This window comes from Lutispora sp. QWL-02 (assembly GCF_058315355.1).
In genome coordinates this window covers 2,365,278-2,387,388 of sequence record NZ_CM177762.1, presented here as the reverse complement: position 1 = coordinate 2,387,388, position 22,111 = coordinate 2,365,278, and the positions used below count along the sequence as shown (strand labels likewise).

Sequence of the window (22,111 nt, the reverse complement as noted above, 5' to 3'; positions counted from 1 at the left end):
AAGTCATTCAGGTTCAAGAGCCTAAACCTTTCACTATTTTATTATAAGCATCTTTTGACCAGTGCAGCGCATCATCAACAGCTTTTGTGATGTGTTGGATATTGAACATATATGTTTCACCGGCAATATCTATTCTGACATCCGTTTTATTTTCAAGCTGAAAAAACACTGCATGCTTTCCGTCTTTTTTTACCATAATGGCAGAAGTTTTTATATCGGTTACATATATCATAATAACAAAAAAAGCAAAGCACATGAATAGAGTTATTGCATTTCTCATTCTCTTTCTTCTAAGCTTTCTCTTTATTAATCTTTCCTCCGTCCTGCTCACAGTTTTCACTCCTGCAGTTCCATAAGTACCTCTCCCATTACATTACCCATAAGCTCAGCAGAATAATTCGCCTCTTCTGCAGTGTTGAGCATGCAACCTATCTCAATCAACATTGAATAGTTGCTGAAATATTGATTGTATTTGCTGTTAGCTCTTTCGGTTTTTAAATACAACCCAGGGTATAGTTTATCCATTTTTTTCTTTATATATGCTGAAAACTTCTCTAACTCCTTGTAGTTTGGATTTTTTTTGCCTATAACCAGCATTATCCTTGCAGCTTTTTTGCCATTTATAACGGCAGTATAGTCATTTTTTCTGGCTGTCCTATGCTTGTCGTCTTTGACTGTAAAGGCATCCCTATGTATATCCCATACAAATTTTATCGAATTATATTTACTTGTCTGCTTTTTAATGGTCATCAAAGAATTTCCATAGGAATATGCATAAGAATCTTTATCGTGATAAGTCTTGTCATGAATGACCTTATACTTATATTTATCCTGAAGCACTCTGGCTAGTGTACTTCCCGTAGAAACCACATTATATTTTTCAGTCAAGGTATGGTAATTAGATGCCGTATTGGGCATATAGCTCTCTGTCGCATGGCTGTGATATATCAATATTTGGGGAGACTTATCCGATAACTCAACTTTTTCCGGGGATTGTATATCAGCATCGTATTCCTCATTTTCACCGGCGGTTGCCTTCGCATCCTCGCCCGCTTGCATTTCCTTAGCCTTATATTCATCTTCTTCGCTGAAAAAAATATCTCCTTCAGGAGCATCAGAAAAGCTTTTTATATCAGGCATCTTTTCTTCCATGGATTGAGCTGCAATCAAGCCTTCCTCTATATTCCCGAATCCTGAATAGGTCAGTTTTAAAAAGGTAAAGGGGTCTTCTAAGAGCTTGGCGGGTATTGATGCCACAGTGTCCGAAATAAAGCTATCCATCCCTGCCGCCTTTTCTCCCATGTACCCTTCATAAGCTGCTTTTAAAGCTGGTATGGAGTTATTTAGAATAAAAATAAGCAAACTGCCGCTATTGTTTTTATCTATATCCTTATATACATCTTGACTGCTAAAGGCCTCCACAGGCTCTCCGATGCTTTTATTCACAGTCAAAAAGATCAAGAGGATACAGCATAAAAGCAAACCAAGCCCCAAAAAACCTTTATTCCTAGATCTCCTTTGTAAACTCAAATGTCTACACCCCACTTTACTTTGTATGAAGCTAAATAGAGAAATGTATTATATTCTAACTTATATGCCGGCTAAATACTTTTATGATAAAAACATAGATCAATTTAAAAATCTGTGTACATCATCCATGTGTATGCCCGGATGCAATGAAATATTCAGTCCGTCTGCTATTACATCAGAAATATCTTCTATAAAATCATCTATTTCTTTGGGTGTTACCATTAAATCTCCCATACGGGGTGACAAAACCTCATTTATTAATGTCATCTTCTCTTCCCTGTTTATATTTTTCAGCATCTCATAAAAGTTTTTTTCCTTTCTGGCTTCTTTTATAAGATTATCGATGACCAAGTCTATTGTGTCATTTGCCATAGTAGCCGCATCCACTACAGTAGGCACACCTATGGCAATAACCGGTATTCCCAAGCTCTTCTCGCTCAGTTCTTTTCTGTTATTGCCTACTCCTGAACCCGGATTTATACCTGTATCTGCAATTTGAATGGTAGTATTGACCCTTTCCAGCTTCCTTGAAGCCAAGGCATCGATTGCAATGACAAGATCAGGTTTAACTCTGTTGACCACGCCGAGTATTATTTCGCTTGTTTCTATACCGGTAATGCCCAATACACCGGGAGATAAAGCGCAAACCGATCTCACGCCCTCATCTATTTGTTCCGGTAAAAATTCCGTCATGTGCCTGGTGACCATTATTTTTTCTATCACCTTAGGTCCTAAGGCATCGGGAGTAATATTCCAATTTCCTAAGCCCACCACTAAAATTACTGAATTGTCATTAAGCTTAACAAGGCTTATCAGCTCTTTAGCCAATGCTCTGCTCACATCTTCCATTAAATCAATATCCTTTTCCTTCAGCCTGGGAACTTCCAAGGTTATGTAATTTCCAACGGGCTTTCCCATCATCTCTGAGCCTGCTTCCTCTTCAATCTTAACCCTTGTTATTTTTATATCCTCGGTGCCGGCATTATCTACAATAACTCCCGGAATATCCTTATTACCCTTTCCCTCTTGTATTTCCTTGGCCTCTAAAGCTAAGTCCGTCCTTATATTTATCATTTCTTTCCCTCCATGCAAATCCTTTGTTTTTATATAATTAACTTGCTGTGCCGATAGATTCTGTTGACTGATGTTAAAATCAATGCAAATCTCCGCCAATCCGGAACAACATATTAATTATCTGTATTATATGCATAATATAATGACACAATACTTTTTAGTATTCCCTTGCATTTTGCCATGCCGTGTGATAAAATACCATTTGTTAATTGATTTTTGAAGGAGGTGAATGTATTGGCTAATATTAAATCCGCAATTAAAAGAATAAAAGTTGCAGAGTTCAAAACTCGCAGGAATAAGATGATTATTTCCTCCTTGAAAACTTCAATAAAAAAATTCGAAGATTCTGTAAAGGGCGGAAATCTTGAGGAAGCTCAGAACCTTTATAGAAAGGCTGTCAGCATGATCGATAAGGCTGCCGCTAAAGGTTCACTTCACAAAAATACTGCTGCAAGAAAAAAATCCAGACTTTCAAACAAGTTGAAAGCTGCAATGTAATATATAAACCCTGGCATTTTGCCAGGGTTTTTACATACTTATTCGTCAAACAAGGAAGCAAATAGCAGCTCAAAGGAAAGGCGCTCACCTGATCTTCCCGTTTTTATATCTTTTTCACATATCAGGCATCTTTCAAGAGCATTCTCCAGGCTGGGGTAATTCATCTTATCAGTGTGCTTCATATACAGCTTAACGGTATACTCATGTATTTTGGCCTTTTCGGATATGCTTTTTCCATCCAATCCGCGGCTCCTTAGCTCCTTTATCCTGATCAGATTTTTTATACCTTTTGATATCATAGCAAGAATACTGAAGGATGATTCTCCGCACAAAAGCATATCATTATATATTTTCAAGCTTTTTGAGATATTTTTCTCCCAGCAAGCATCGATCAGCTTGAAAATATCATTCTCCAAGCTCTTGGGAAATAGTTTCTCTAAATGATCTTGAGTAACAGCTTTATCTTGACCAATATAAGCCAGGGTCTTGTTTATTTCATTTTGAACATGATAAAGGTTCATATCGCTGTTCTTATCCAAATAACCTGTATTAGCAGCAAAATACTCCAAGTCCATAGGTTTAATTTCTTTTCCGGCTCTTGTAAAATGCCCCTTGATCCATTGTACTAAATCGCTTTTGCTGATTTTGCCGAATTCATAGATCTTCCCAATTTTATTTATATCCTTGTATAGCTTTTTTCTTCTGTCTGCCTCAGCATAGTTTACAAATACAAGACATGCTGTATCCGGCAATTCGGATATAAAACCAAAGCCGCCTGCTTTATCTGGCTCCTTTGATCCTTCAGTCCCTTCTTCAGAAGTTTTTTTTGATTTTGAAACAAGCCCTGCAAAGTCCTTAACTATTATAAGCCTTTTATCGCCGCCGAAGGGCATAGTGCTGCAAGCATTTATAAGCTCAGATAAGTCAAAGCTATCCTCTTCAAAAATAGTAAGGTTTATTTCCGGAAAATCTTTTATTAAATAAGCTGTCATCTCTTCAACGGCTTTATCTAAAAGGTATGTCTCACTGCCGTGCAGCAAGTAAATATTGCTTACATCTCCCGATCTGAGACTATTGATAAAAGACCTGTACATTTTATTCCTCCTGCCTTATATATATTATTATCTTACACTATCTATTTTTAGCTTTAATCCGTCGGATATTATTTTGATTGCACCGTTATTATCCGTTCTGTATATCTTTGATCCAACTTCCTCAATATTCTCCATGGCTTCATAGGAAGGATGACCGTAAGTGTTTTGTCCCACCGATATCAGAGAAATCTTGGGAGAGACTTCTTCAATAAATCCTTTTGAAGAAGAAGTGGAACTGCCATGATGAGGGACTTTTAGCACTACAGAATTTATATGCTTACCCGCCAATGCCACCTCAGCTTCCTCTTGAATATCACCTGTAAACAGCATGGTAAAATTTTTATAGACCAATCTGAAAACGATTGAGTTGTTGTTTTCATCAGAGGAAGTTCCCATTATAATATTTCGTTGTGGTGATAAAATATTTATAAATACATCATTCTCTAATATCAGTTTATCATTTTCGTTGACATAAAATAGCCTTGAGCCTTTTATTTTCGAAACATCTATAAGGCTGCGAAGGCTTTCATTTTCAAAGTCCACTTTGGGCAGCAGCACATTTTTCACTTTAAACTCAGAAGCAACTTTGATGAGCCCTTCCAGATGATCTTCATGGCAATGGGACAATATAATCGTATCCAGCCCCCATACCCCGAGCTTTCGCAAGGCGGGCACCGTTATTTTAGAGCCTATGTCGTAGTAATAACAGCCCTTAGCTCCGGAGCCGCCCCCATCTACCAGAATGTTTTTACCTTTAGGAGTTGTTATCAATATTGCATCTCCCTGTCCCACATCTAATAATACTACTCTCATATCTTTATTTGTAATATATTTTATGGAAAGAAGAGTGATGAGAAAAATTGCTGTCATATAAATATGAAATTTCCATTTCCATAAATGATAGCCTATCCCATTATCCCTATTGATGATAAATATAATCGATAGGTAGTATATAACATAAATATATATAGGTAAAGCAGAAACAGAAAATCCGGCAAAAATCATATCTGCGCTCATATGTACTATTTTCAATAAAAATGATATCAAATAATAATCCGAAGCTAATACATAGATAGAAAGTGTAGGAAAAAATATGCCTATTGCTACACCGGCAAAACCTATTGCCAATATTGCAAAAGTCAATGGTACAGCTATTATATTTATAAAAACATTAACCATGGAAAAGTACTGGAAGCTATGGATCAATATAGGGCTTATCCCGATCTGGACAGCCACAGACAAAGAAACGGATTTGATGATTGATGGCGGTACGGGAATACTCTTTATCTTTTTATATATAGGATCATATAAAAAAACTATTGAGTAAATACAGCCGTATGAAATTATAAACCCCAAATTATGAATAAGCATCGGATTGAAAATAAGCATTATGATTGCGGCAAATGATACGGAAGACAACAAATCATATTCCCTATTCATATTTTTACCTGCGATGATAACCAGCATCATTATTAAAGCCCTGACTGCCGGCGGCGGCGCACCTATAAGCATGACATAATATATGAGCAGGAACCCGCTTAAAAGCCCTTTGATTTTTTTGTCTAATCTTAATACATCAAACAATTTATTAAGCATAAGAGCAATAAAGGATACATGCAGTCCCGAAACGGAAAGTAAATGAGACAGGCCTGTCTTTTGAAGATTGATCATGTCCCTTTCATCGATCCATTGTTTATCACCCAAGATTACGGCATTAAGAAAAGCCGCTTCTTCCCTGGGCATAGACGAATTTATTATGTGCGCAATCCTATTCCTAAGTCCATATAAAAAAATGACTTTATAATTGTTTGCTGAGCTTTTTATAAGCTTGTTATCTCTTGATGCAAATTGATTGTATATCCCTCTGCTCCTGTTGTATAAGCCATAATCCTGATCACCAAAGTTTCTCCTGTTTATAAAGCCCACTGCTTGTCCTCTTGCTCTTACTACATCTCCTGCTTTATAAATGGTCTTGCCATAATTCTTAAACAGTATTCTTTCTTTATAATTATATATTTTTTTATCATCTGATACGGTCTTTGTTTCTGCGTTATAAATAATTCCGCTGCTTTTTTCAATTCCGTTATCTAAAATAAGAGCCTCTATTTCTATGGTTTTATCTCCAAACCTGTCCAGCTTGCTTTCTAATGAAGCAAACCAGGCGTACTCACCCATGCCGATAAATAGAATCAGAGCACAGAAAACAACGAGCTTTGCTTTGCTTTTTCTATATAAAAAAAGCAAAAGCAAAGCAAGAAAAAGGCTGATTAAAACGACAAGCATTGCAGGCTTTATCATATAAGATAGTGATATGCCCACAAGTAAAGATAAGGCAATACAAAAAAGTATATTATCCATAGATTTATTACTCCTGATTTAATCTGCTGCGGTGCTCTAACATTATGCAGATCTATGCAACGAATTGATTTGGGTAATAGTATCAATATGGAAATTATAACATAAAAAAATAAAACTGCCAAAGGCAGTTTTACATGAATCTCGTGGGCAGCAGCATATCGATCAACCCGATTATGAGAGCACCTATTAAAGCCCCCCATATGGATACCGCCATATTAGCAACAAAAAATTGTGTAAAGTATATTATGGCTGCAGACACTATAAAACCTGACACTCCTCTTCCGAATGGAGCCGCATCGAAATTAAAGATTCTACCTATAAGGTAGTCTACGGCAGAGATTATCAATGCAGCAATCAGAGCCGTCCAGAATCCTCTGATAGAGAAGCCTGGAACCAACCAGGAAGTAACGAGCAGGACTACCGCGGCTACAACAAATCTAATAATGAATCCTATGGCTCCTCCGCCTGTACTTCTTCTGGCTTCATCATTGCGTGTATTTTCATCATCCATTAGAACTCACCTCCAAAAAATGTCTCTTTTGTATTGTTTACGCATTATATATTATTGCTTTTTTTGTATTTATTATTTAACCAATATGTGGTAAAATAATCGTTGCATAAATTTCTTCTATTTCCGTCTCATTCTTACCTCCTCTATTGCATTTTTTGCACCCGAATATAATCCAGAGGCAGAAAGGCCATAAATTATTCCTTGAAATATTTTCAGTTTGATTTGAGGTTGATCTAAAAAGAAAATCCCAATCACTATTCCAAGGATCAAAGCAGCTAAGGCACCAAACCTTTTTGGTAATCCCACACCTTTCAGGATTTCAATCACTGCCATTATTACAGGTATGATTATAGCTTCATTAAACATCTCATCACCCCCTAAACTTTTATTAATATATTATATGAATTTGATAAAGCACATCATGTCATATGAAGTTTATAGATCCACACGATAATTATAGTTGATCAAGCATGTTTACATTTAAAGAATAATTGGATAAACTAAAAAATAATGAAGACAGGAGGGTGAAAATGAGCAAAAAATTATATTTTGAGAATGCTTATTTGAGAGACTTTGAAGCCAATGTAATAAACTGTATCGAATATGACGGCCGCTGCGCATTATTGCTGGATCAGACATGCTTCTATCCCGAAGGCGGAGGGCAACCGTGTGACATAGGCTATATAGGTGAATGTGAGATTGCTGAGGTAATTGAAAAACAAAATCAGATACTGCACATAACTAATAAAGATTTAAGTCAACAAAAAGTAAAATGTAAAATCAACTGGAAAAGAAGATATGATTTTATGCAGCAGCATACCGGTCAGCACATATTGTCCCATTGCTTCCTGGAATTGTTCAATGGCAAGACCGATAGCTTTCATTTGAGCACAAACGCTATGAGCATTGAGATAGATATTAAAGACTTTGACCAAAACCGCTGCAATCTCGTTGAAGATATGGCCAATGAAATTATATATAGAAATCTGCCCATAACAACAATGATCGTTGATGAGAAAGAGCTTCAAAAACTTCCATTAAGAAAGCATCCAAGCGTTAAAGACAACATACGGATAGTTAAAATAGGCAATATAGACTACTCCCCATGTGGGGGCACTCATGTTATGAGCACCGGCGAAGTAGGTATAATAAAAATCATAGATTTCGAAAAGCTTAAAGAATCCTATAGGTTTGAGTTTCTATGCGGAAATAGAGCATTAGAGGATTACAGAGATAAAAATATGCTTATGCTTACCCTCGGTGCTAAATTTTCAGTAAGATATCACGAGTTAGATAAAGCTGTGGAAAAGCTGATTAATGATCATAAAAATTTAAGCAAAGAATATACAAACACTAAAAAAACACTGTTAAAATATGAAGCTGAAGAGCTTTTCAGTAAATGCAAAGCTATAGATGGTAAAAAAATACTTGTTAAAATATTTGAGGATAGAAAAACTGATGAAATTAAACTGCTTTCATCAGAAATTACTAATCACAGCCAAACCGTGGCCTTGTTTGGTGTTTTAAATGATTCAGCCCAAGTTATTTTCACCCGTTCAGATGATATCGATATAAACATGAATTCAATATTGAAAGAAGTGCTGCCAATTATAAATGGAAAAGGCGGCGGAAATTCAAAAGCTGCACAAGGCGGAGGAAGCATGCTCCAGAATTTGAACAATTTGATGGAAGAAGCATATAGAAAAATTTTGCATTATTATATATAGCTTCAATAATATTTTAAATTATAAGATAATAATTATTAATTAATAAGAGGAATAGTAATAATTATGTCGAATCATTTTCAATAGACAATATTATGGAAATATACGAATGGAGAAGTGAGGTATGAATAAAAAACTGCTGATAATCGGAGGAGGCATTGCGGGCCTCAGTGCTGCAAAATCCGCAAGAGAGGCTGATATTGATTGTGATATAACCATATTTGAACGAGAAAATTATAATACTTACATACGCACAAGAATACCCCATTATATATCCGGAGAAACAAGCTTAAAGGAAATGATGCCTTATAATGATGAATGGTACAGCAAAAACAATATCAATTTGATTAAAAATATTGAAGTTATAAAACTTAACGCAGATGCTAAAGAAATCATCACTGATAAAGGAAGCTTCCTTTATGATGCACTTATAATAGCTTCAGGAGCCCGGCCTTTTTCTCCACCTATCAAAGGTGTCGAATTGGCCAATGTAATTTCAATACGCTCCATAGAAGATGCAGATAATGCCAGACGGCTATCCCTAAAATCAAAAACCTGCACTGTAATCGGCGGAGGATTGCTTGGCCTGGAAATGGCCTGGTCTATAAGTCAGCTCGGATGCAAGGTCAACATCATAGAACACAATGACAGGCTGCTGCCCAGGCAAACTGACACTGTCGCATCTTCCTTGCTTTTTGAAGCGCTTAGCAATAAAGGCATGAATATTTATCTAAATTCTCAAACAGAAGAGTTTATAGGTGGAACTGTTGTAGAAGGCGTAAAATTGACGGATGGAAAAATTATAGAAACTGATTTTGTGATTCTGTCTACGGGGGTAAGAGCAAGCATCGGCCCCTTTAAGGATGCAGGCTTGGATATTGGCAGGGCTATAACCGTCAATGAGCTTATGGAAACAAATGTAGAAAACATATATGCAGCGGGTGACGCAGCAGAATTCGTTGGAAACAACTATTGCATATGGCCTATAGCCATGTCCCAGGGTAAAGTTGCAGGGTGTAATGCGGCAGGAAAGCAATTGAAGTATGAAGATATGAAGCCTTTTACGCAATTAAAAATTCATGGGATTGCTTTGTTTACCATAGGAAATATTTTTGCTGAAGGCTGCACCATACTGGAAGAGTTTAATAAAGATGATCGCAAATATATGAAGTTTTTTGTGAAGGATAACATGATCATAGGAGCTATAGTATTCGGTGATGCTGCCCTGCCGTCAAAAGTGAAAAAAGCAGTAGAAAATAAGGTACGGCTTTCATTGGATAAATTCAGCATCGAAGAATTGATCAAGTCAATCTGTTGTGCAAGCTGATAAAAGCTTGCACAACGAGTTAATTAATATCGTTGTCCTCTTTTTTTATCACACTCGATTGAATATTTATTATATTTTCATCATAGCAATCCATACCTTTAATTAGATTTTTGATAAGAGCCTTTAATTTCTCATCAATGACATCTATTATATCCCCCATATCATCAGCTCTTTTAATTGCATCCTCCAAATCGCTTTTATGTGCCAGAGTTATCCTATTAAACTCATCTGCGCCCCCTACCAGAAGTCTATACGAACTTACAAGGGGGGTCAAGATATCTATTAATAGCCTAATATCTCTCAATAGCTGGTCATTATTATTTGCATATAGCTCCGCTCTTTCCTCCATACACCCACCCCAATATTTATGCTATTTATCCCTCAGTGCCGAACCCTAAAAAAGACCTGTAAGGAATACCCTAAGACCGACCAGAAGCCAAAGGCCAGCGACTGTTTTTGATTGACTCTTTATCAAAATCTATGTTATATTATTTATTGTTATTCACATTATTTATATTATCGGGGTGAAATATGAATCTTCAAGTTGCAGTTAATCAGATATCAACTCTTTTTATTATAATGTTCATTGGGTTGATTGCCAAAAAAGTAAAGTTAATAGATAAAGCTTCGGAAAAGTCTATGTCCAATATTTTATTATACATAGCTTTGCCGGCCTTAATGTTATCTTCAGCTAATATAAGCTATGATTCTAATACTCTGCCCAACATGATGCAGGTATTTTATGTCACACTTATACAATATTTTGCTGTTATAGTATTTGCAAACATAACCGCAAAGCTTCTGAAATTCAAATTTCCTCTTTCAGGAGCTTATATTAACCTGCTGACCTTTGCCAACGTGGGCTTTATGGGTTTTCCCATAGCAAATGCTTTTTTTGGTCCCGCAGGATTACTGTATGCTACTGTGGCAAATCTTCTGTTTAATATATTCCAGTGGACCTATGCCATATTGGTGATCAGCAAAAAAGGCAGAATTGATATAAAAAGGCTTTTCAATATCGGAACTATATCGGCAGTGCTTACAATAACTATATTTCTTCTCCATATAAAATTGCCGTTTATTATACAAAATGCTTTAGACTTGACAGGGAAAATGACGACCCCCATCTCTATGATTTTAATCGGCTCTTTTATAGCAGATTTAGATTCAATAAAAAGCTTTTTTGATTGGCGTGTAATAACTATAGCAGTCTTTAAGCTGCTGCTTATACCATTTACCGTCGCTATTGCACTAAACGCACTGGGGGTTAACCATACTGTAATATCCATATGCGTTTTGATGGCTGCTATGCCTTCAGCTTCAACCAATGCAATACTTGCCAAGCAGTTTGATGCAGAAGCTGCCTTTACATCTGTAGCCGTATTTGTTACCACTTTATTATTTTTATTGTCTTTGCCGCTAGTAATATTTGTTCTTACCAATTTTATCTTAAAATAAGAAATTTTATGAATTATATTTATTTATTTTGCTAATAATTAATTTATCCATTGTTTTTTCAATGCATCCTGTGTTATTATGTAAAAAGGATTTTAATCATGGGGGTAGATGGGTGCTGGTGTGCCCTCTGGTCTTCAAAACCAGCGTGGGGGGTTGGTAGCTTCCTGGGTGGGTTCGATTCCCACATACTCCCGCCAAAAGAAAAAACGGCAAGAGCCGTATTTTTTATCTTTTTTTTGCGATTTCCATAAGTCCTGATATCCTTTGCATTATATGATCATATCCCTTTTCGCTGTGAGGTATAAAGCAGCTGCTGCAATCCTTGATACCTCCTTCAGCATATTTGAAATTGCCTCCGCAGTCTTCTTTCAATGCATATAATGGACAATAGCAGAACAAGCAGTTCATCTTCTTGCCTTGTTCAATTTTGTGACATGGATAGAATTCGCACTTTTCATGGGAAAAATGCTTATATTGCTCTCCCATAATGACCCCTTCTTTCATATTTTGCTGTTATATAATATTCTCTTATCTTCTACTCTCTTTGTAATTTTAATTTGATCAAAATAATCCAATATTGCCATTGCATATTTCCTGCTGGTTCCCAGCAGATCTCTGAATTCTCCAAGCTGTATTGATTTATTTTCTTTGATATAATTCACTGCCAGGCTTGTTGCAGCTTCTATTGCAGCTTTTGAAAAGGCAGTATCCTGATCCACCTTTACCAGATCACCGCTTCCGACCAGCGCATTAAATACCGGCGACAAAGATTTTTCCTGCAGCTTCAGCATCTCAGCCAGCTCCGCATATCTGGGAGGATTGTATTTATTTTTTTCAAATAAATCTATAATAAGCTTTTTTATCTTTTCCTGATCATCTGTAAATTTTATTTTGAAGTCCCAAAGCGATACAATTTGCCCATTTATCCTTATGATATTTTCTGAGCATAGATGATCAAAAATCTCATCAGAAATCTTCTGTTTAGAATTTGGCATTATCTTTGTCTTAAGCTCCTCTTTGGACATGCCGTTCCTCAAAGGATGCTTCTTGTGAAAATCATCAAGCAATATCCTTGCCTTTCCTTCCAGGTCTTCCAGGAACTGAATATGAACGTAAAAAGTACCTTCATTTGTTTTAAAGGCTTTAATAACATTTTCTGAGCTCAGTTTTTCCAATATCTTATCGCAATGTTCCGGAGTTATATTGCCGGCCGCCTTCGCTATTGAAGCCATATCAGGATAATATTCGCTCATCCTTAATACCTGCTGGTTTATTAAGTCCTCAATATCCCCCTTCTCTTTAATTGTAAGTTCTTCAATCACATCCTCTCTAAATCTTTTCCTCTTAGGTGGATTCGGTTCCAGTATTATGCCTCCTCCGATAGTTATCATAGGAGAGTAAAATCTTATGACAAATCTGTCATCCTTCAAGCAGGCAATCTGCTCTTCAAGCCTTATTTGCACAAATGCATTTTCTCCCGGCTCCAGTTCTTCTCTATCCAGGAGCACGACTCTTCCCAATACTTCTGCAGAGCCGTGATATATCCTCAACCTATCCCTATTGCTTATGCTTCTTTCAGCGTCTTTTAGAAGCTCCAGCCTTGCATCAAACATAAAGGTGGGTTCCATTGTATTTATAGCTGAAATGACGTCTCCTCTGACGACTTCCCCGAGCTTAATGCCGGCTAAGTTCATAGCCACCCTTTGCCCTGCTTCGGCTTTGTTTACGCTTATATCATGTACTTGTATAGTACGGACCCTGGCTTCAATTTTTCGAGGATATATCATCACCTTATCCCCTTCTTTTATAGTTCCTGAAATCAACGTACCTGTAATAATTGTTCCAAAGCCTGCAATGCTAAAAACCCTATCTACAGGAAGCCTGAAAGGCTTATCTATATCCTTGGCTTTTATGTTCTCTGTTAATAAGTCGATTTGAGCTGCAAGCTGATCCAGGCCTTCTCCCGTAACCGAAGAAACCGGTATAACTGCAGCATTCTCCAAAAATGTACCTGCTACATCTTCCCTTACCTGTTCAATAACTATCTCAAGCCATTCCTCATCCACCATATCCTTTTTAGTCAGAACTATAATGCCGTTTTTAATTTTCAACAGCGAAAGTATATTGAGATGCTCCTTTGTCTGCGGCATAACGCCCTCATCTGCAGCTATAACAAGCATGACCAGATCAATGCCCCCAATGCCTGCCAGCATGTTTTTGATGAATCTCTCATGTCCGGGCACATCAATTATGCCTGCTCTCCTTCCGCTCGGCAGATCAAAGTAGGTAAAGCCCAGCTCGATAGAAATCCCTCTATCCTTCTCTTCCTTTAATCTATCTGTATCTTTTCCCGTCAGCGCTCTGATAAGAGTTGTTTTTCCATGGTCTATATGTCCTGCAGTTCCTATAATTATATGTTTCAAAGCATATACCTCACTTTTAATGAATTATGACAGAGCCTTTTTTAAAGCTCCTTCTATTATTGCAAATTCATCTTCCCAAATAGTTCTCATATCTATGAGCACCCTATCCTTAAATATGCGCGTTATAACAGGTATTTCGTTGCTCCTAAGCCTTTTTTCCAGCTCATTTGCAGTAATTTTATGAGAGACCAAGCATATAGCAGCCGTTGGCATTTTATGCATCGGCATAGAGCCGCCTCCCACTTCAGAAAACTCTTCTTCAATTGATACAGAACAGCTTTCTCCTACAGAGCTTATAAGCCTTTTATATAATAATAATGTTCTTTCTTCAATGTCTTTTTTACTTTCAGTAAGCATTTTTAAAACCGGAATATTTTTTATTGCTTTTTCTTCGTCCAGATAAAGCTTTAAAGTTCCTTCCAATGCAGCAAGGGTTAATTTGTCGATCCTCAATGCCCTTGTAAGGGGATTCTTTTTCATGCTCTCTATGTGCTGCCTTTTGCCTACAATTATACCGGCCTGCGGTCCTCCAAGCATTTTATCACCGCTAAAGGTAACTGCATCCATTCCGGAAGCTACTGCCTCCTGAACAGTGGGTTCATATGGAAGACCATATTTTGTCAAGTCAACAAGAACCCCGCTTCCCAAATCTTCGATAGCCGGAATATTCTTTTCCCGGGCCAATTCTACCAAAGCTTCCGAGCTCACCTCCTCGGTAAATCCGCATATTCTATAATTGCTGGTATGAACCTTCATCAGGGCTCTTGTGTTTTCATTTATTGCCATTTCATAATCCCAAAGATGTGTCTTATTGGTAGTGCCCACTTCTATAAGCTTTGCCCCGCTTTGAGCCATAACATCCGGAATTCTAAAGGAACCTCCTATCTCTACAAGCTGACCTCTCGATACGACTACTTCTCCGGATTTAGCCATTGTACTGAGCACCAGCATGACTGCGGCGGCGTTATTATTTACAACCATTGCTGCTTCGGCTTTTGTAATACGGCATAATATATCCTCTACATGAGCATATCTTGAGCCTCTTATACCCATGTCAATATCCATTTCCAGATTTGAATACCTTGATGATATCTCTAGCAAGCTTTCAATTACCGAAGAACTGATGCATGCTCTTCCCAGATTGGTGTGAAGAACTACTCCGGTACCATTTACAACACGCTTTAAGTGATTATCCATCTTCTTTTTTACATGCTCGCCTATGGCAGCTATAATATCATTGAGCTTCAGCTCTGCTTCATTAATATCCTGGCTTTTTAAAATATAGTCTCTATATTTTTTTAAGCAATCTCTTATGGAATCAACCAATACAGCCCTTGGGCATACATCCAAAAGCTTATTAATTTCTTCATTATTTAAAAGTTCATCAACAGAAGGTATACTGCTGAGCAAATTTTTTTTATCAAGCATAGTCATCCTCCATTTAAATTAATCTGTTGTTCTAGTTTATAGCAAGTATAAAGCTTCGAGGCTAAGACTTTGTAAGCTTGTATAGGGCTGCGTCAAGGCTAACATGCTCTAAGCCTCTTCACATTGAACGAGACTTCATTCAGTGGGGTTTCAACTCCACTGACTATTAGTCGAGTCCATGCTGGACTTAGCCGCCCTTAGTACTAGCCTCCTATAGAGGCGGGTTCTTAGGGCGGGTTAGTTCAGTGAAATACTCTTTTATCAGCTAGAACAACGAGTTAAACTACTTCCAAGGGATTTGCACAGATTTCTTTAACTCTTCCTATTATATTGAAGTCGGTTTTGTTTTTCTCTTTCAGTAATTTCAAAAGTTCTTCTGATTTATCTTCATTGACGGAGATCAGCAGGCCGCCTGAAGTCTGCGGATCATAAAGTATATCTTTTATTTCTTGGTTGATGTCATTTTTGAAATTTACCTTGCTGCCTATATGTGCTTGATTTCTATAAGCACCTCCGGGTATTATTCCCATCCTTGCCAGCTCAATGCTTTCTTTGATAATCGGTATATAGTCGGACCATATTTCAATCGTTGCTTTGCTGCCCTCAGCCATTTCCAATGCATGGCCCAGCAAACCAAACCCGGTGATGTCTGTACAGCCGTTGACCCCGACAGCTTGCATTGCCTCACAGGCATCCTTGTTTAAATAGGACATGGTGTCTACAGCGATATTCATAATATCCTCATCCAGCATATCCGCTTTTATTGCGGTATTCAGCACCCCTATACCCAGAGGCTTTGTCAATATCAATATGTCTCCGGGTTTCGCCCCGGAGTTTGTCACTACCTTGTCCGGATGAACCATTCCCATAACAGACAACCCGTATTTGGGCTCATTATCCTCTACGGTATGTCCGCCGACTATCACTGCACCAGCTTCCAGCACTTTATCGGCTCCGCCTTTCAATATCTGCCCCAGGACATTCACCGGCAGGCAGTTTGGAAAGCATACGATGTTCATAGCCGTTAATGGCTTTCCGCCCATTGCATAGACATCGCTCAATGAATTTGCTGCTGCAACCTGGCCATACTTGTAGGGATCATCTACAATGGGTGTAAAAAAATCCATAGTCAATATGATCGCAGAATCATCATTTATTTTATAAACAGCAGCATCGTCTGAAGTATCCATACCCACAATCAGGTTATCATCATAAAACTTAGGCAGGTGGCACAAAACTTGCGCCAAGGTCTCAGGACCTATTTTAGCCGCTCAGCCAGAGCTTTCAGTCATTTGAGTAAGTCTTTTATATTCTATGTCCATTATTTCACCATCCTTATTCTATAGGGTATTCCTATTGGGCACGGGATTACGGAGAACACGGATTTATCTTGTTGCTCTCAAATAATTAAGCATCTGTAATATCTTGATAAATCAACATAATGATACCCTCCGTGCAAATCCGTAGAAGGTTCCGTGATAATCCGTGTTCCCCGTTCCCCACATGTCTCAATCTATTTTACCATAATCAAATCCTTGATTGCTTCATATCTTTTCTCTCCAATCCCCGTCACATTCTTTATGTCCTCGATGCTTTTAAAGGGACCATTAGCTTTTCTGTATTCAATAATTCTTTTTGCATAGGCTTCCCCTATTCCGGGCAGGGAATCAAGCTCAGATGCCTCTGCAGTGTTTATATTTATTTTTCCGGCATTCAAGCTGCCGGCTTGGCCGCTGCTTGATTCAGAAACTGCCCCTTGTATTGTTTCCCCAATTTTAGGTATGTAAACCTTTTCTTCATCCATGAGTTTTTTTGACAAATTCACTGCATCCAGATCTGCTCCAGCAAGTGCGCCTCCCACATAGGAAAGGGCTTCTCCCAATCTGGTTCCATCCTTAACCCATATAAAGCCCGGCTGCTTAACCTGTCCTGCAATATGAATACCTATCTCTGAAGCTTCTTGGAGAATATTATTTTCTTTTTCATTTTCTCCTATTTTTTCATTTTCTCCATCCTGAAGAAATATCTCAGAAGGTTTTTGTGAATTTATATAGATAGTACCTGAGAGAGCAAAACATAGAATTATTATTATAGAAAACAACAGCTTTTCTTTTCTGGAATTCATAATTTCCTGCACCCCTTGTACAACTTTAATATAGATATTTTCTACAACATTTTAGTAATTCCTGTTTTTTTTACAATCTTTATATAAATAATGTTTTTCTGCAACTTTTTTTGATATACTAAATATTGAATACTTGAGATGGAGGCAATGATGAAAAAAAAGTTCATATTATTAACAACGTTTATAGTTTTTATTTGCAGTATTAGCAGCATATGGGCCGAGCCTAATGTTAGTTCCCCTTCAGCTATTCTTATGGATGCAAAATCAGGCAGAATCTTATATGAAAAGGATGCGGATATAAAGAGATTCCCTGCCAGCACAACAAAGATAATGACTGCAATACTATGCATAGAACATGGAAATCTGGATGATATGGTCACTATTGGTACCAATCCTTCTTTGGTTGAAAGAGGAAGCAGTCAGATCTATCTTATACCTGAAGAGAAGCTTACTTTAGAACAGCTTTTATATGCGATGATGCTCGAATCAGCAAATGATGCTGCGGTTGCAATTGCAGAGCACATATCAGGCTCGGCAGAAGAATTTGCAAAGCTGATGAATGAACGAGCAAAGGAGCTGGGTGCCCAAAACACTAATTTTGTCAATCCCAATGGTCTTCATGATGATAACCATGTTACTACAGCCAGAGATCTGGCTTTGATCGCAAAGCATGGAATGATGCTTCCCAAGTTCAGGGAAGTGGTGAACACCGTTAAATATACTATACCGGAAACAAATAAGCAGCCGGTGAGAGATTACATAACCAATACAAATAAGTTGATATGGAAAAGCAATAAAAAGTATAGCTATGAGTATGCAATAGGTATTAAAACAGGTTACACCGTAAAAGCCAAAAACAATTTGGTAGCCGGGGCCTTAAAAGAAGGCACAGAGCTCATATCTGTCGTAATGGCTGAAAATGGCATAAGCGATTCTTCAAACGTTTATTCCGCTACAAAAGAGCTCTTTGAATATGGATTCAGCAGCTATTCAAACAAGAATTTATTAACGAAAAACCAGGTTGTGACTACCATAATGCTGCCGGGCTCTGATGAAAAAGTGAATCTGCTGGCTGCGGAGGATTATGATCTTCTTGTATCAAATGAGGAAATACCCAAAATAGAAAGCAGCATAAATGTAATTGATAAGATTAAAAAGCCTATAGAGAAGAATCAAGTTCTTGGCTTTATCAGCTATTCATTGGATGGTAAAGAAGTTAAAAAGATAGATCTGTTATCTGCGGAAGAACTTTTAGCGCCTGAAAAATCAGCAAAAAGATTTTTGAAATGGCTTTTGTGGTTTTTTATATTATACATTTTGTGGAGAACTTTTGTAGTATATAGCCGTTATCTTAGAAAAAAAAGAAGAAAAAGGGAAGCTCCTGTACTCTTTATGAATAGAAGAAGAGGCCGCCTTTGGTAAGCAGGCCTCTTTATTGTTTCCTACGGTATGTAAGCTATGACTTCGATTTCAACCAAAACATCCATAGGCAGTCTTGCAACTTCTACGCAGGATCTGGCCGGTTGATTCTTTGTGAAGTACTGGGCATATATTTCATTAATCTTACTGAAGCTGTTCATATCTTTAATAAAAACAGTGGTCTTGAGCACATTATCGAGATTGGTTCCTGCAGACTCAAGAATTCCTTTTATATTCTCAAGGCACTGTTTTGCCTGGCATTGAACATCTCCTTCGGCAATTTTCATCGTTGCCGGATTTAGAGGCGTTTGCCCTGATACAAACATAAGATTCCCAAATTTTATACCTTGTGAATAAGGTCCTATAGCACCTGGAGCATTGGTTGTGCTAATAACTTCTTTCACCATAGTAAAACCTCCTTAAAATTTATTCATTTACTCTTATTTCATCCAAGTAATTATAAATTGTGTACCTGGAAACACAAAGCACTTTTGCAACATAATCTACTGCACCTTTTATGAGGAAAACGCCTTTATCCTCCAAGGTTTCTACTATATTTACCTTGTCCTCCTTTGACATAAATGCTACCGGCTTGCCAAAGGACTCCAATGTCTTATTGACGATATTGCTGAGGACCTCATTTATAGTGCTTCCAAAGCTCTCTTCCTGACTTTCACCGGGAGTGCCAGGGGTATCAATATCAATCATATCACTCAAAATATTCTTTACAACAGTAATTTCAGATATATCAAAATTAGTGCATAAGAAACCTATGACTTCTCCTTTCTCATCCTTTATATACATGAGAGAAGACTTTAAAACCCTGCCATCAGAAGTCTTTTTCATATAATTTATCTTATGCTTGTCAAACTGAGCCTTTTTCAAGGTTGCCAAACCATATTCGCTCATAGGCCCGCCTACAGTCCTGCCGGAAACGTGACCGTTTGCTATGGCAACTATAGAATTTTGAGGGTTGCTTATATCATGAAGCACAACTTCACAGTTTTTACCGAAGGTTTGTGCTAAACCTTCAACAATAGGTACCAATGCTTTTAATATAGGATGTATATTATTTTTCAAGGACTACCCTCCTCATATTACATGTATATTGTCTATTGTATCACAAACAAAAACCCACATCCATAAAGGAAGTAAGGTTTTATACAATAAGCTATTCCTCTACTTCTATTGTTTTTGCATCTACCCAAAGCCTCTCTAGATTGTAGAACTTTCTTTCCTCTTCATAGAAAATATGAATAACCACATCATAATAATCCAATAGAATCCACCTGCCGCTTCTGAAGCCTTCTTTATGATGCATTGTATAACCGGCTTCCCCCATCTTTTCTTCAACATTATCGCAAAGAGCTTGAACATGGGTAGTAGAAGTGCCGGTAGCTATAACAAAATAATCGCTTAAAGCAGATAATTCATGTATATCAAGAACTTTTATATCCTTTGCCTTTTTATCCTGCAATATCTGGATAACCTCATCGACTTTAGCTCTAGAACTATTCTCCAATAATATCCCTCCTGCATTTTAAATTAACTCGTTCTTCTGGCTGATTTTCTTGGCTGATGCTGTATCTAACCCGCAATATCATCATTTTCTTCATCTTTAACTTTTTCTTCCGCACTCTTTTGAAGCCCTATTTCATCATTTATCTCTTCAGTCATCTCTTTGAGCTTCTCCTCATCGTAGACAAAATAAGAAACCTTGTTTATATAAGTTCCATCTCCCGGTAAAGTATACATCTTTATGTTTTCCGGATCAATATCCTTTAATCTTAGCGCATAGGATGCCATTTCAGTTTGCTCCATATTGGTTTTGATATACTTGCTGGCCGTATCCAGTATGGAAAAAGCCTTGGGCAATATTTTAGGGCTGGTCATATGCTTGATCAATGCTTTTGCAAATTCCTGCTGATTTGGTATCCTTCCCAGATCTCCATTAGAATAAGTGGCACGGTATCTGACAAAATGAACTGAGTTCCTGCCATTTAAAACCTGCTCTCCGGCCTTTATATCTATATGAAGATTTTGGGTGGGGTCATCATATTTCATGTTTTCAGGGACCTTTATCCTGACACCGCCCATAATATCTATTATTTTTTCGGCGCCTTTGAAGTCCATCTCTATATAATAATGTATAGGAATATCTAAAAGATCTCCTACAGTATCCATAGCCAAAGGCGCTCCTTCTTTTCTTGCCACAGCCGAATTAATCTTATTATAACCATAATTGCCTATATTGACCCTTGTATCTCTTGGGACAGATATAACAGCAGCTTTGTTGTTTTCCTTATTAAATCTCAGCACCATCATAAAATCCGATCTTGCATCATCTATTCCCATTATAAGAAAGTTTATGATAGGATCATCCTTGGCGCTGGGAGGTTGAAGGTCCGGATTTTCTTCCACTATCTGAGCAAAATCCGAATTGCTGGCTTTAAATCTTCCTAGATAATAATATGTTGCCCCTCCAATAACAATAGCAAAAACTAAAAATGATGCGATAAAAATTATTATATATTTCTTCATGATAACACTCCATTCATATTTGTGTGGCACTACCTATCAGAAAGTTCCTTGCACTAACCGTATCATGATGAAGCAATCCTTTTTTCTCTATAACATACAAGATTGTTAAATCAAGAGCATATAGCACGGCGCCATCCAAATCATTATAAGCCAAAGCCCTTATTTCTTCTATCCCTTTAAACTTTCTTGAGGGTTCAATGTAATCAGCAATAAAAATAATCTTTTCCATTAGTGTCATGCTTTCTCTGCCTGTCACATGATATCTTACAGCAGACAAAATTTCTTCATCTGTTATACCAAATACTGTTTTGCTTACATAAACCGAAGCAGGCCCATGCAATACCTCAGGTATCCTGTAGCTTTCCTGATCTACAGGGAATCCGGATTTTCTCGCATAATAAACCAAATCATCATATTTTTCTTCCTTGCTGCAATCATGTATCAATCCGGCCAGTCTGGCTTTGCGCTGATCACAGCCGTAATGTCCGGCAAGAGCTTCAGCTAAATCTGCTACATTTTTTGAATGAGTATATCTCTTATGGGATAAACGCTCTTCCAGATATAGATATATATCGGATAAATCTAACATATTATTTCATTC

23 protein-coding genes and 1 tRNA gene are annotated in these 22,111 nt (G+C 37.4%); 6 read left to right on the top strand and 18 right to left on the bottom strand.

Translation table 11 applies throughout. The annotated features are described in order from the left end of the window. Positions 1 to 13 precede the first annotated feature (13 nt). The 3 genes from AC4HCY_RS11120 to gpr form a co-directional block, all read right to left on the bottom strand. Positions 14 to 331 (bottom strand): hypothetical protein, encoded by a 318-nt coding sequence (locus AC4HCY_RS11120; protein ID WP_323430511.1) that lies wholly within the window; start codon positions 329 to 331, stop codon positions 14 to 16. 5 nt (positions 332 to 336) lie between these two features. Further along, positions 337 to 1,530, bottom strand: a complete 1,194-nt coding sequence (gene spoIIP, locus AC4HCY_RS11115) for a stage II sporulation protein P (RefSeq protein WP_323430512.1) — start codon at positions 1,528 to 1,530, stop codon at positions 337 to 339. 99 nt (positions 1,531 to 1,629) lie between these two features. Next, on the bottom strand, positions 1,630 to 2,604 hold the full coding sequence (gene gpr / locus AC4HCY_RS11110) for a GPR endopeptidase (protein ID WP_491094282.1): 975 nt from the start codon (positions 2,602 to 2,604) through the stop codon (positions 1,630 to 1,632). A gap of 234 nt (positions 2,605 to 2,838) precedes the next feature. On the opposite strand from gpr, the gene rpsT reads away from it, so the two are divergent. Further along, complete coding sequence (gene rpsT / locus AC4HCY_RS11105) at positions 2,839 to 3,102, top strand: 30S ribosomal protein S20 (RefSeq protein WP_323430514.1); 264 nt, start codon at positions 2,839 to 2,841, stop codon at positions 3,100 to 3,102. A gap of 38 nt (positions 3,103 to 3,140) precedes the next feature. Here the strand turns inward: rpsT and holA are convergent, their stop codons facing one another. The 4 genes from holA to AC4HCY_RS11085 form a co-directional block, all read right to left on the bottom strand. Further along, a complete protein-coding gene (holA, locus tag AC4HCY_RS11100; RefSeq protein WP_323430515.1) occupies positions 3,141 to 4,196 on the bottom strand; it encodes a DNA polymerase III subunit delta in 1,056 nt (351 codons plus the stop codon). A 27-nt stretch (positions 4,197 to 4,223) separates the two neighbouring features. Continuing rightward, positions 4,224 to 6,554, bottom strand: a complete 2,331-nt coding sequence (locus tag AC4HCY_RS11095) for a DNA internalization-related competence protein ComEC/Rec2 (protein ID WP_491094281.1) — start codon at positions 6,552 to 6,554, stop codon at positions 4,224 to 4,226. Between the two features lie 130 nt (positions 6,555 to 6,684). Then, positions 6,685 to 7,065, bottom strand: coding sequence for a phage holin family protein (locus AC4HCY_RS11090; RefSeq protein WP_323433107.1), 381 nt, complete (start codon positions 7,063 to 7,065; stop codon positions 6,685 to 6,687). Positions 7,066 to 7,182: 117 nt separating this feature from the next. Then, positions 7,183 to 7,431, bottom strand: a complete 249-nt coding sequence (locus AC4HCY_RS11085; protein WP_323433108.1) for a holin — start codon at positions 7,429 to 7,431, stop codon at positions 7,183 to 7,185. 164 nt (positions 7,432 to 7,595) lie between these two features. On the opposite strand from AC4HCY_RS11085, the gene AC4HCY_RS11080 reads away from it, so the two are divergent. Then, positions 7,596 to 8,792, top strand: coding sequence for an alanyl-tRNA editing protein (locus AC4HCY_RS11080; protein WP_323433109.1), 1,197 nt, complete (start codon positions 7,596 to 7,598; stop codon positions 8,790 to 8,792). Positions 8,793 to 8,913: 121 nt separating this feature from the next. Further along, entirely contained in the window at positions 8,914 to 10,116 is a 1,203-nt protein-coding gene (locus AC4HCY_RS11075; protein ID WP_323433110.1) for an NAD(P)/FAD-dependent oxidoreductase, read from the top strand. A 19-nt stretch (positions 10,117 to 10,135) separates the two neighbouring features. Here the strand turns inward: AC4HCY_RS11075 and AC4HCY_RS11070 are convergent, their stop codons facing one another. After that, the gene (locus tag AC4HCY_RS11070; RefSeq protein ID WP_491094280.1) at positions 10,136 to 10,465 is read right to left on the bottom strand and encodes a hypothetical protein; all 330 of its coding nucleotides are present in this window, start codon (positions 10,463 to 10,465) and stop codon (positions 10,136 to 10,138) included. Between the two features lie 182 nt (positions 10,466 to 10,647). On the opposite strand from AC4HCY_RS11070, the gene AC4HCY_RS11065 reads away from it, so the two are divergent. Beyond that, positions 10,648 to 11,574, top strand: coding sequence for an AEC family transporter (locus AC4HCY_RS11065; RefSeq protein ID WP_323433112.1), 927 nt, complete (start codon positions 10,648 to 10,650; stop codon positions 11,572 to 11,574). 100 nt (positions 11,575 to 11,674) lie between these two features. Beyond that, positions 11,675 to 11,771: transfer RNA gene (locus AC4HCY_RS11060), tRNA-Sec, on the top strand. A 28-nt stretch (positions 11,772 to 11,799) separates the two neighbouring features. Here AC4HCY_RS11060 and AC4HCY_RS11055 read toward each other — a convergent pair. The 5 genes from AC4HCY_RS11055 to AC4HCY_RS11035 all read right to left on the bottom strand — a co-directional run bounded on the left by AC4HCY_RS11055 (position 11,800) and on the right by AC4HCY_RS11035 (position 17,550). Then, positions 11,800 to 12,060: a cysteine-rich small domain-containing protein gene (locus AC4HCY_RS11055; protein WP_323433113.1), complete on the bottom strand. Its 261-nt coding sequence runs from the start codon at positions 12,058 to 12,060 to the stop codon at positions 11,800 to 11,802. Between the two features lie 14 nt (positions 12,061 to 12,074). Then, positions 12,075 to 13,997, bottom strand: coding sequence for a selenocysteine-specific translation elongation factor (gene selB / locus AC4HCY_RS11050; protein ID WP_323433114.1), 1,923 nt, complete (start codon positions 13,995 to 13,997; stop codon positions 12,075 to 12,077). A gap of 24 nt (positions 13,998 to 14,021) precedes the next feature. After that, positions 14,022 to 15,425 carry an L-seryl-tRNA(Sec) selenium transferase gene (gene selA, locus AC4HCY_RS11045; RefSeq protein WP_333783349.1) on the bottom strand — a complete coding sequence of 468 codons (1,404 nt, stop codon included), beginning with the start codon at positions 15,423 to 15,425 and terminating at the stop codon, positions 14,022 to 14,024. Between the two features lie 278 nt (positions 15,426 to 15,703). Beyond that, a complete protein-coding gene (gene selD, locus AC4HCY_RS11040) occupies positions 15,704 to 16,747 on the bottom strand; it encodes a selenide, water dikinase SelD (protein ID WP_323433116.1) in 1,044 nt (347 codons plus the stop codon). 191 nt (positions 16,748 to 16,938) lie between these two features. Next, on the bottom strand, positions 16,939 to 17,550 hold the full coding sequence (locus tag AC4HCY_RS11035) for a helix-hairpin-helix domain-containing protein (RefSeq protein ID WP_491094279.1): 612 nt from the start codon (positions 17,548 to 17,550) through the stop codon (positions 16,939 to 16,941). A 147-nt stretch (positions 17,551 to 17,697) separates the two neighbouring features. On the opposite strand from AC4HCY_RS11035, the gene AC4HCY_RS11030 reads away from it, so the two are divergent. Then, positions 17,698 to 18,972 (top strand): D-alanyl-D-alanine carboxypeptidase family protein, encoded by a 1,275-nt coding sequence (locus AC4HCY_RS11030; RefSeq protein WP_491094278.1) that lies wholly within the window; start codon positions 17,698 to 17,700, stop codon positions 18,970 to 18,972. A gap of 20 nt (positions 18,973 to 18,992) precedes the next feature. Here the strand turns inward: AC4HCY_RS11030 and AC4HCY_RS11025 are convergent, their stop codons facing one another. From AC4HCY_RS11025 to yqeK, 5 genes are all read right to left on the bottom strand, one after another. Continuing rightward, a complete protein-coding gene (locus AC4HCY_RS11025) occupies positions 18,993 to 19,376 on the bottom strand; it encodes a RidA family protein (RefSeq protein WP_323433119.1) in 384 nt (127 codons plus the stop codon). 19 nt (positions 19,377 to 19,395) lie between these two features. Further along, positions 19,396 to 20,049, bottom strand: coding sequence for a helix-turn-helix transcriptional regulator (locus AC4HCY_RS11020; RefSeq protein WP_323433120.1), 654 nt, complete (start codon positions 20,047 to 20,049; stop codon positions 19,396 to 19,398). A 91-nt stretch (positions 20,050 to 20,140) separates the two neighbouring features. Next, positions 20,141 to 20,491 (bottom strand): ribosome silencing factor, encoded by a 351-nt coding sequence (rsfS, locus tag AC4HCY_RS11015; RefSeq protein WP_323433121.1) that lies wholly within the window; start codon positions 20,489 to 20,491, stop codon positions 20,141 to 20,143. 65 nt (positions 20,492 to 20,556) lie between these two features. Then, positions 20,557 to 21,510, bottom strand: a complete 954-nt coding sequence (locus AC4HCY_RS11010; protein WP_323433122.1) for an LCP family protein — start codon at positions 21,508 to 21,510, stop codon at positions 20,557 to 20,559. Between the two features lie 13 nt (positions 21,511 to 21,523). Further along, positions 21,524 to 22,099 carry a bis(5'-nucleosyl)-tetraphosphatase (symmetrical) YqeK gene (gene yqeK / locus AC4HCY_RS11005; RefSeq protein ID WP_491094277.1) on the bottom strand — a complete coding sequence of 192 codons (576 nt, stop codon included), beginning with the start codon at positions 22,097 to 22,099 and terminating at the stop codon, positions 21,524 to 21,526. Positions 22,100 to 22,111 lie beyond the last annotated feature (12 nt).

What these genes read in the sequence shown, in the direction of transcription:
- selA (WP_333783349.1), bottom strand. Translation starts at nt 15,425, where the DNA reads ATGCTTGATAAAAAAAATTTGCTCAGCAGTATACCTTCTGTTGATGAA.
- AC4HCY_RS11095 (WP_491094281.1), bottom strand. Translation starts at nt 6,554, where the DNA reads ATGGATAATATACTTTTTTGTATTGCCTTATCTTTACTTGTGGGCATA.
- AC4HCY_RS11065 (WP_323433112.1), top strand. Translation starts at nt 10,648, where the DNA reads ATGAATCTTCAAGTTGCAGTTAATCAGATATCAACTCTTTTTATTATA.
- AC4HCY_RS11025 (WP_323433119.1), bottom strand. Translation starts at nt 19,376, where the DNA reads ATGGTGAAAGAAGTTATTAGCACAACCAATGCTCCAGGTGCTATAGGA.
- AC4HCY_RS11070 (WP_491094280.1), bottom strand. Translation starts at nt 10,465, where the DNA reads ATGGAGGAAAGAGCGGAGCTATATGCAAATAATAATGACCAGCTATTG.
- AC4HCY_RS11090 (WP_323433107.1), bottom strand. Translation starts at nt 7,065, where the DNA reads ATGGATGATGAAAATACACGCAATGATGAAGCCAGAAGAAGTACAGGC.
- AC4HCY_RS11085 (WP_323433108.1), bottom strand. Translation starts at nt 7,431, where the DNA reads ATGTTTAATGAAGCTATAATCATACCTGTAATAATGGCAGTGATTGAA.
- yqeK (WP_491094277.1), bottom strand. Translation starts at nt 22,099, where the DNA reads ATGTTAGATTTATCCGATATATATCTATATCTGGAAGAGCGTTTATCC.
- AC4HCY_RS11010 (WP_323433122.1), bottom strand. Translation starts at nt 21,510, where the DNA reads ATGAAGAAATATATAATAATTTTTATCGCATCATTTTTAGTTTTTGCT.
- gpr (WP_491094282.1), bottom strand. Translation starts at nt 2,604, where the DNA reads ATGATAAATATAAGGACGGACTTAGCTTTAGAGGCCAAGGAAATACAA.
- AC4HCY_RS11030 (WP_491094278.1), top strand. Translation starts at nt 17,698, where the DNA reads ATGATGAAAAAAAAGTTCATATTATTAACAACGTTTATAGTTTTTATT.
- AC4HCY_RS11035 (WP_491094279.1), bottom strand. Translation starts at nt 17,550, where the DNA reads ATGAATTCCAGAAAAGAAAAGCTGTTGTTTTCTATAATAATAATTCTA.
- AC4HCY_RS11075 (WP_323433110.1), top strand. Translation starts at nt 8,914, where the DNA reads ATGAATAAAAAACTGCTGATAATCGGAGGAGGCATTGCGGGCCTCAGT.
- AC4HCY_RS11055 (WP_323433113.1), bottom strand. Translation starts at nt 12,060, where the DNA reads ATGGGAGAGCAATATAAGCATTTTTCCCATGAAAAGTGCGAATTCTAT.
- holA (WP_323430515.1), bottom strand. Translation starts at nt 4,196, where the DNA reads ATGTACAGGTCTTTTATCAATAGTCTCAGATCGGGAGATGTAAGCAAT.
- AC4HCY_RS11080 (WP_323433109.1), top strand. Translation starts at nt 7,596, where the DNA reads ATGAGCAAAAAATTATATTTTGAGAATGCTTATTTGAGAGACTTTGAA.